The 7,225-nt window shown below is 56.6% G+C and carries 8 protein-coding genes; 3 read left to right on the forward strand and 5 right to left on the reverse strand.

What is annotated here, in order from left to right; all coding sequences use genetic code 11:
• The 5 genes from WAO31_RS00350 to WAO31_RS00370 form a co-directional block, all read right to left on the reverse strand.
• On the reverse strand, positions 1 to 395 hold a 395-nt coding region (locus WAO31_RS00350), incomplete at its 3' end, for a hypothetical protein (protein ID WP_509588904.1).
• 207 nt (positions 396 to 602) lie between these two features.
• Complete coding sequence (gene fliG, locus WAO31_RS00355) at positions 603 to 1,646, reverse strand: flagellar motor switch protein FliG (protein ID WP_445944508.1); 1,044 nt, start codon at positions 1,644 to 1,646, stop codon at positions 603 to 605.
• Positions 1,647 to 1,700: 54 nt separating this feature from the next.
• Positions 1,701 to 3,437 carry a flagellar basal-body MS-ring/collar protein FliF gene (gene fliF, locus WAO31_RS00360; RefSeq protein WP_509588906.1) on the reverse strand — a complete coding sequence of 579 codons (1,737 nt, stop codon included), beginning with the start codon at positions 3,435 to 3,437 and terminating at the stop codon, positions 1,701 to 1,703.
• Positions 3,438 to 3,477: 40 nt separating this feature from the next.
• Complete coding sequence (gene fliE / locus WAO31_RS00365) at positions 3,478 to 3,792, reverse strand: flagellar hook-basal body complex protein FliE (protein WP_445944510.1); 315 nt, start codon at positions 3,790 to 3,792, stop codon at positions 3,478 to 3,480.
• Entirely contained in the window at positions 3,789 to 5,111 is a 1,323-nt protein-coding gene (locus WAO31_RS00370; RefSeq protein ID WP_509588908.1) for a sigma 54-interacting transcriptional regulator, read from the reverse strand. The genes fliE and WAO31_RS00370 overlap by 4 nt, the downstream gene beginning before the upstream one ends.
• Before the next feature lie 178 nt (positions 5,112 to 5,289).
• On the opposite strand from WAO31_RS00370, the gene WAO31_RS00375 reads away from it, so the two are divergent.
• The 3 genes from WAO31_RS00375 to WAO31_RS00385 are packed head-to-tail and all read left to right on the forward strand — an operon-like array spanning position 5,290 to position 6,665.
• A complete protein-coding gene (locus WAO31_RS00375; protein WP_445944512.1) occupies positions 5,290 to 5,685 on the forward strand; it encodes a hypothetical protein in 396 nt (131 codons plus the stop codon).
• Between the two features lie 59 nt (positions 5,686 to 5,744).
• The gene (locus tag WAO31_RS00380) at positions 5,745 to 6,131 is read left to right on the forward strand and encodes a flagellar export chaperone FliS (protein ID WP_509588910.1); all 387 of its coding nucleotides are present in this window, start codon (positions 5,745 to 5,747) and stop codon (positions 6,129 to 6,131) included.
• A gap of 30 nt (positions 6,132 to 6,161) precedes the next feature.
• Positions 6,162 to 6,665 (forward strand): hypothetical protein, encoded by a 504-nt coding sequence (locus WAO31_RS00385; protein ID WP_509588912.1) that lies wholly within the window; start codon positions 6,162 to 6,164, stop codon positions 6,663 to 6,665.
• Positions 6,666 to 7,225 lie beyond the last annotated feature (560 nt).

Genomic DNA, 7,225 nt, shown 5'->3' on the forward strand with positions numbered 1-7,225 from the left:
GCAGCCTCTAGGGTTTCGATTGCAGAGGTAAGGCGCTCCTGTGCCTCCGCTTCTGCCTCGGCACGACCAGCAGCGAAAGCCTCCGCGCGGATTTGATCCAACATCTCCGCGCTGACAGGCAGTGCTGTTGTGGCAACTGTGGGGCTGGTATCCTGGCTTTGAGCACCGCGATCAGACTGGGCCGCGACCGGATCATCGCCATCGGCGATGGGTGCAGAAACGGTATCCTCTGGGTCTGAGGTCGGTTGTTCGGCGAGAACCGCATCCTCGATGCCCAGGTCGTGCGCATCTGCTTTGGCCGTCGTATCTTGGGCGACACTATCCGCGTGGATCACTTCCCCCGACCCGTTGTCGGCAAGGGCTGCATCGCCGTCTTCAGCCGCTTGTGCCAGCATCGCCGCTTTGTCAGCGTCACGCCGTAGCAGCGCGAGGTCCAACAAGCTTTTGGGACGGAAAGTATCAACCGTGGGATGCAGCGGCGTGTCGGAGGGCCGATAGGTTTCGGCACGCGCAGCCGCGATCAAGCGATTGATTTCGCCCTCGTCGAGCGGGGCTTGATCTTGCACCTTGGCCTCGGGGTTGGTTGCGCTGGGTTGCATGGCTTAGACCATCTCGTCGCCGCCGCGCCCGGCCAGAACGATGGAGCCATCGTCCGACATCTTGCGCGCGACGTTGATGATTTGCTTTTGCGCCTCTTGCACTTCGGTCAAACGCACGGGGCCAAGAGCCTCCATCTCGTCCTTGATGTTTGCAGCCGCTCGCGTCGACATGCAGGCGAAAAGCTTTTCGCGCAGCAACTCGTCGGCCCCCTTGAGGGCAAGCACCAGCACATCGGTATCGACCGAGCGCAGCAAGGTTTGCAGCGAGCGCTCATCCGACATGACCAGGTTGTCGAAGACGAACATATTGTCTTGGATCGCGGTCATCAGGTCCTTATCGGCCTTCTTGATGTCCTTCATGATCCGCTGTTCCATCGCGGTTTTGGTGAAGTTCATGATCTTGGCCGCCGCCTTGACCCCACCGATCTGCGAGGCGCGCAGCGTGGTGTTGGCCTTGAACTTGAGCTGCATCACGCGTTCAAGCTCACGCACCGCATCGGGTTGAACGGTTTCCAGCGTGGCGATACGGGCCACGACCTCGGGCTGTAGATCATGCGGCAAAAGCCCCAGAACGTCAGCGGCGAGGCCATAATCAAGGTAGGAGATAATCAGGGCGACGATCTGTGGATGTTCATCGATAATCAGTTCGGCGATTGAACGCGCATCCATCCAGTCGAGAATATCGATCGGCCGCTCGGACGAGGCCGGCGTAATTCGGCTGAGAACCGACTGCGCCTTGTCGCCACCAAGTGCCTTGGTCAAGACGTTGCGAATATAGTTCCCGGCACCAAGACCGATGCTTGTCTGTTGCTTAATGATGGCCAGAAACTCGTCAAGCACAAGATTGACGGTTTGCTGATCGACACCTTGCACCGAGTACATCGCAGCGCCGAGGTGTTGCACCTCACGCGGCGAGAGGTTCTTGAGGATCTCCGCGGCTTCATCCTCGCCCAGCAGCATCATCAAGATGGCCGATTTCTGCGTACCGGTGAGCGTATCAAAAAGGCGAACCTCGTCATCGGTGCTGATCGTGGCAGCGTCTGCCATGGCGTTTCTTCCTTCAAAGTCATTAGACCGGCGCGCACGCGTCGGAACGGTCGGTCAAGCTTTCTGGTCCAGCTCTTTTTTCATCATTTGTTTGAACACGTTCGACACGCGGCCCGCCTCATCTCCGACGATCATCCGGATGATGGCAACCTTGTCGTCATAGGTGTTCGCGGTATCGAGCATCTCCAAGGAGATGTTGGATTTCTTGGGTTTCAGCTTGGCCTTGATGTCCTCAAGGGTCTCGCCATCCCCGACTTCCACGGATTCAAGTGCCTCGGCCTCGATCTCGCTCATGCCGCCATGTCCCATAGCCGCGCCACCAGAGGGTACGAGTACGCGGTTCAGAAGCGGCCGGATAACCCCAAGGGTGATCACTGCCAGCAACAGCACTGTCACGATCTGTTTGGCGAGGTTCTCAATCCAATCAGTCTGGAACCAATCTACGGATACGCCTTCGAGTGTCGAGACAAAAGGTTGGGCCGTGACCGTGAGGTTATCGCCACGCGCCGCGCTTAGGCCAATGGCGCTGCTGACCAGCCGCTCGATATCGGCCATTGTTTCAGGCGACATATTCTGGGGTTGTGCCACACCCGTCTCAGGATCAATGACCATCTGGGTCCGCAGCAGGAGGGCCGCGTCGATCTTGACGATGCGATTTGATGGCGACATCGTCGTCGATACCCGGCGGCTGACCTCGTAGTTTCTGACTTCGCTGCTTGAACGATTTTCAGACTGGCCCGCGCCGCTTGGGCTGGCCGCCTGCCGATCGGCGATTTCGGCCTCGGAAGGTGCCGTGTTCGACGTAGCGCCGGGCACACCGCGCGCCTCGGCATTGGCTGCGACGTCAAGCGTGTTTTGCTCGCTGCGCAGCGCGGTCCCTTCTGGATCGACGCGCTCTTCTGTGACTTCATTGCGGGTAAAGTCGATCTCGATATTGACCTGCGCGTTGACGTTGCCTGGCCCGACAATCGGGGTAACAAGCGACTCGATCCGCGAGCGATAGATACCCTCCAAGCGCATGCGATATTGGAGTTGGGTGTCCGTCAAAATCGAGGCCGGATCATCGAGCGATTTCGACAAAAGCCGTCCTGTTTGATCAATCACGGTAACATTCTCGCGCGCCATACCGGTAACCGAGGTGGACACGAGGTTCACAATCGCCTCCACTTGCCCCTCATCCAACCGACGCCCCGAGGCCAGTTGCAAAAACACCGAAGCCGTAGGGGCCTCCTGATGGCGCACGAAGGCTGAACGCTCAGGCAGCGCCAGATGCACCCGCGCCGCTTGCACCGCAGAAATCTCGTTGATCGACCGGGCGAGTTCGATCTCTTGTGCTTGTTTCAGGCGCACCGTCTCGACCGAGCGCGACGTTCCCATCGGGATATCACCAAGCGCGGCGTAACCCTCGGGGGCAGAGGTCGGCAGACCTTGTGCCGCAAGGCTCATCCGCGACCGATGGTAGTCGCCGACCGGCACCAAAACATCGCCTGTGACGGGATCGAGGGTCACTTCGATGCCAGAATTTGTCAGCGATTCAACAACATTCGCCTTATCGGCCTCGGACAACGAGGCATAAAGCGTCGTGCGCGCCGGCTCGAGCATGTACAAATAGGCCGCGAGCCCCAATACGACCGCAAGGGCCGCGATCATCGTCGGCATGGCGCGCTGAAACCCCGGCTGCGAGGTTACATTGCGCACACTTGCAAGCATATTGCCACCAGATGGCACCAAGCCAGACCCGGCACCAACGGCGCCGCGGGTCATTTGTGTGGGTTGGGTCGTCTCTGCCATGCTCAGTCCCGTTCCTCTAATTCGCCTTTGCCGCTATGGGTCAAACGGGCATGTTCATGATGTCTTTGTAAGCGCTCAAAGCCTTGTTGCGGACATTGAGCGTCAGCTGAAAACCCAGCGACGAGACTTGCTGCGCGACCATGACTTTCGCGAGATTTTGTTCAGTGCCAGCCTCAAAGGCCGTCCCCAAGGCTGATGCCTCGTTCTGCGCCGAGGCCACGGATTTCAAACCGTCAGCCAGCCGCTGCGAAAAATCCGCCGTACTGGGCTTCGTCTCAAGCGCTTCATGCGCCTTTGCGAGTGACTTCAGGTGGGTTTGATCGACCTGAAACTTGAGCCCGCCGATGCTACTCATGCGGCGCCCTCCTTAAGACCGAACGGCATGGCGCGTTGGTCAAGCCACGCCGGGCGCATTTGCAACGAACGTCCAGTATCAAGAACGATATCAGCCGCGGTGATGCAGCCATCCACATGCAATACCAGTGCACGTTGAATGACGTTTTCCAACTCACGCACATTGCCTGGCCAATCATGGCACTCGAGCACTCTGGCCGCTTCGGGTGTCATCCAAGGGATTGTCGCGCCTGCTTCGGCATGGCGGCGCAACAGCCCGACAGCCAGCGGGAGAATATCATCGGGCCGGCCGCAGAGCGGCAAAGTTTCGAGCGGAAATACGTTGAGCCGGTAGAAAAGATCTTCGCGAAAACTGTTGCGGCGTACCTCGGCGACCATGTCGCGGTTTGTCGTCGCGATGACCCGCACATCCACCGGAATTTCTTTCTGCACCCCAAGCGGCGTTACGCGGCGCTCTTGCAGCACGCGCAACAATTTGGATTGCAGCCCAATCGGCATTTCCGAGATTTCGTCAAGCAAAAGGGTCCCGCCATCGGCCGCCCGAAAAATGCCGATGTTGGCGACCGATGCCCCGGTAAAGGCACCCTTTTCATGGCCAAACATCATGGCCTCAAGCATATTCTCAGGGATCGCTGCGCAATTGATCGCCACGAAAGGCTTTTCCGCGCGCGGCGAACGCGCATGGATGAAACGCGCCAAGACCTCTTTACCGGTCCCGGTTGGCCCATTGATCAACACGGTGACATCAGCGCGCGCAACACGATCGGCGACACCCATCAACTGTCGGCTCGCTTCGTCAGCGCTGATCATCGCGGATAGTCCAAAACATAACGTGTCCACTGCGATGGCCTGCCCATAGGGCGTACGCGCCTCTTCGGCACGCAGGCTGAGCCGCTGAAGTTTGCCTTCAAGCTCTTCACGGATGGAGAAAGCTTCTGCGGCCTCATCAATCACGGCAACACGCATGGGGCGAAGCGCACGCGCACGCTCGAGCAATTTCTGTGTGCCACCCATCGCGGCCTCGGCGGCGCCGGAAATCACAAGGATCGGGGATTTCTCTGCGGTATCCGTGGGCCAGCCGTCGACCAGCAACACTTCAATGCCGCGTCGACGGATCATTTCTGCGAGGTTCTCCGCATTTGCGAAAACCGTTCGGTCCAAAATAATTTTGGTCACGCGTGCCCCCTTTTCGAACCCTCTATCCCGAGCTCGCATTACAAAAGGCAAGAACTGAGCCAAACTGGCATGAATGTGAGATATCATCCGGTGATTTAATTTAAGTGTATGATTTAAAATAAAAAAATAAATCACGCGAAACATCGAAAACCCCTCCTCTGCTCACTGTTTTCACGCGCGTCAGAAAATTGGCACTGCATTGCGATCTCACACATCGGCACCCAACTGAAAACCGTCACGGAAAATTGCAGATTGTGGATAAATGCCCGCCACTTCGGTACGTGTCTTGCAGGAAGAACATGCCCCAAGGAAGGAAAGGCCCATGAACCCAAATCTCGTAGGCGCTATCATTCTCTTTGTCATTCTTGGGGTAATCGGCGCGACCATGGCGTGGATGGGCCTATTTGATCGCGGAAGAAGCGACGGTCTGATCGATGTGCAGGTCACCTTGAGCAACTCTTGCCCAGTGGCCGACACCTATTTCATCGCCTACGCCCCAGAAAGTGGGCGCACAGCACGTTTCAGCAATGGATTGGCAAATATGCGCCTGAAACGCGGTGAAATCGTCCGGCTTGCCATCGACCCCAGCTATCCGGCAATCGAATACGCAGGCTATGATGAAAAAGCGTCGCGGTCAGTTTCACTGGTTGCTGATTGTATCTCAAGTGAACGGCAAAACACGATCACACGCACGCTGAGGGAGCAGTTTGGCAACTAAACAAATTGTTCAACCTGCCGTTTAAGATACTGAAGACGAAAGAAAAGTGACGGCCGAACATGAACTATGCACTCGCACGCTCAAAGTACATCCACGATCACCGGGTTCAGGTGAACGACATTTCAGACCCCCATGCGACTATTCTTGTCGTCATGCAGGAGCTGAACAAGAATCTGCGCAAGATTGCTGATCCGGAAAACCGCACCCTTGACCTGCGCGAGCAATTTACCAAGGCGTTTACAGCAATCTATATTCTGGAAACGAGCTTGGATTTCGCACGTGGTGGCGAGATCGCGGAAAACCTGTTCAGACTTTACGAATACTGTCGTCACCAACTTCTACAGGCTTTTGCAAGCAAGCAAGACAACAGCCTCGATAGTTGCGTTGTAATGCTTGACGAAATCATCCAATCATGGGAGGCGATCAAGAAAAAACCGGGTGGGTAACTTGCCCGACGCTAGCTCAAGAATGGTGGTTTGATGCAAAAATTTTGTCCTGAATGGCTTTTGTCAGCAACTGTTGCCGTGGCTGCGGAACGTTATCTTGTCTCACCCCTATCGCTTGATCTTTTCGCCAAGAAATACGCCAAGGTTCTATCCGAACGCTATGCCGAGATCGGGCCGGACCTGATCGAACAAAGCATCGAAGGGTTTTTGCGGGTCTTGTCCGAGGCCGAGGCACAGGATGCCGACGTCGTGCTACGCTCTTACGCCTATAACCGCATCACTTTTAAGGCCAATGGTGAGGTGCGGCGGATCAAAGGCATGTTCTCGTCGGAATTGGATGGGACCAAGATCGCCGAGTATAACCTTGAGCAGGTCATCAAGAGTTTCCGGCCGTTCTTTTTCAACCTTCGCTCAAAGCCCAGCATGGCTGCACCGCCCGCTTGGTCATGGAAGCAGATTGAGAATGGTGACTGGATCGTCGATCTTCCCGAGGTCGAGGTGACCTTACTCGACAGCTTCGACGGCCTGGACTGAAAAACCCAGCCCCCCTGACCGCTTTACGCCCAAACGTCGACGGACCGCCCGAAACGCGGCAGCGCTGTATTCATCATTGTCGATACACGGGCCATGCGCGTTGCGGCACTGTCATGTATATAGGTCGGCGACAAAAGTGCGCGGGCCATTAAGGCGTTCTCGGTGTTCACCGAAGACGGACCAAGCGAAGGGTGATAAATCGTCACTTCAGCCCGATGGTGTTCTGATCGCTTGTTGCGATCCAGCGCCAAAGCAGGTGGAATTCCCTCGAGCGTCTGGCGCAGATCTGGCACAGCGCTTGCATAACCACTGTGAGAAGAACTTTGCGTTGCCCCTAGCATCATTGTGCTGGGGCGGACGGTAGCAATGGACGATGGCAGGTTTGGATCTAACAAGAACTCAGGCCCTAGTCCGGGTTTGTGCGCTCTATATTAGCACTCTTGGTCCCAAAATTCCAAGAGGCCTTATTCGATTGAAATATCCCAACGAAAGTCATGACATTTCGACATGCACGACCGGCACATTGAGCCATCAAGCTTGGCAGCACGCCGCACTGGTCC

This window comes from Rhodoluna sp. (assembly GCF_049276775.1).
GTDB lineage: Bacteria > Actinomycetota > Actinomycetes > Actinomycetales > Microbacteriaceae > Rhodoluna.

Bases quoted from the DNA above. Each gene is read 5' to 3' on its own strand.
- fliE (WP_445944510.1), bottom strand. From the start codon at position 3,792: ATGAGTAGCATCGGCGGGCTCAAGTTTCAGGTCGATCAAACCCACCTG.
- WAO31_RS00380 (WP_509588910.1), top strand. From the start codon at position 5,745: ATGAACTATGCACTCGCACGCTCAAAGTACATCCACGATCACCGGGTT.
- fliF (WP_509588906.1), bottom strand. From the start codon at position 3,437: ATGGCAGAGACGACCCAACCCACACAAATGACCCGCGGCGCCGTTGGT.
- WAO31_RS00375 (WP_445944512.1), top strand. From the start codon at position 5,290: ATGAACCCAAATCTCGTAGGCGCTATCATTCTCTTTGTCATTCTTGGG.
- WAO31_RS00370 (WP_509588908.1), bottom strand. From the start codon at position 5,111: ATGTTTCGCGTGATTTATTTTTTTATTTTAAATCATACACTTAAATTA.
- fliG (WP_445944508.1), bottom strand. From the start codon at position 1,646: ATGGCAGACGCTGCCACGATCAGCACCGATGACGAGGTTCGCCTTTTT.